The sequence below is a fragment of the Psychrobacter immobilis genome, from assembly GCF_904846065.1.
Lineage (GTDB): Bacteria > Pseudomonadota > Gammaproteobacteria > Pseudomonadales > Moraxellaceae > Psychrobacter > Psychrobacter immobilis_H.
Window position 1 is genome coordinate 1 of record NZ_CAJGZV010000026.1, and the last position, 1,277, is coordinate 1,277.

Annotated in this window: 1 protein-coding gene and 1 pseudogene; both read right to left on the reverse strand. The window is 43.2% G+C overall.

All coding sequences use genetic code 11. The annotated features are described in order from the left end of the window. On the reverse strand, nt 1–389 hold a 389-nt coding region (locus JMW64_RS13885; RefSeq protein WP_201555374.1), incomplete at its 3' end, for a CidA/LrgA family protein. A 429-nt stretch (nt 390–818) separates the two neighbouring features. After that, a pseudogene (locus JMW64_RS13890) lies at nt 819–1,277 on the reverse strand (ribosome rescue GTPase HflX); the annotation flags it as partial.

Sequence of the window (1,277 nt, forward strand, 5' to 3'; positions counted from 1 at the left end):
GCGCTATCGCTTAGCCAGTGATTGGCAAGAATAGCCAATCCCCACAGTGGTATGAGCGTACTGATTAACATGGTCAGCATCACACCCCAAAATTCATCTCCTAAGGCGAATAACAGCAAGCCTGCTCCAGCTGATACTGGTAAAAAAGCAAAGCCACTATCGACGAGTAAAGTGTTGCTGGCTTGGGTGAGCCAACTGGGCAGACCTTTGAGTAATCGCCATGCCATTAAAATAAAGAACATGGCAACTAGGCCAACGATATTGGCCGCTTTTTCAATACCTACCCACTGACAGATAATAACGGCAGATTCGCGGACCAAGATGACCATGGACAACGTTAGGATGACAGCCATCCATAGGGGTACACGCGAGGAGTGAGTGGACTTCATAAGCGGTTCTGGCCAAGTCAGAGAGAGGATATGTTTATAAAAGCGAGTAGGCAATAATGCCACGAGCACAGCAAAGAAGAATATTTTTGCTAGCATTAATAATAGTCTTGAGCACTCAGTATTTTGTGTCGCGAGTTTTAGGCTGCAAGATTGGTTGATTATATAAAGCTCGATTATATAGAGAGTGGTCCAACTAATAAAGCCTATGGGCTGCTAGGGCGTGTTATTGATCTGCTAGATTTTATTAAAAAACCACTGACATAAAAAAGTCAAAAAAATGGACGATATCGTTGATAGCGTCCATTTATCATTTAATAATTTATGATGGGCAATCGATTATACTAAACCATCCATCATAATATACCATCCATCATAATATACCAATCAACTAATTGTATTAATAAGCCCATCATTGTATTAGGCAGCTATTTAAGTCTGTGAATCTGGAATTTTCGTTTCTAGCGCTTTAGACTGCTCTGAATCTAATGTCTCAGCGTTGAGGGCATTAAATTCGTCAAACGCTTGTTCTTCGGCTGCTGTCATAGACGGTTCATCCTCTTCATCAGGCTGCTCGAACTCTTCCAGTATGGGCATCAGTAGCGTGGCTTGCGCTAATGGCAATACATCTAAAGGATTCAAGTCGGCCTGACCCAGCAGCTGTTTTAGGCGTTCGCTAGGCAGACGAATCGTTAGGCACTCATGACCATTATCATCGTAGCTTTCTTCTAAGATAACGCCCAGCTCATACAAGGTGTTTTTAAATTGACCAGCCGTATAAGGCAGCGTCAAATCAAAGGTCGTCAAGGTACCGGTAAGCAGCTGCTGAACCGCAAGTGACAGCTCCTCCATTCCTAGATTTTGTCTAGATGACACATAGACGCGATTGGG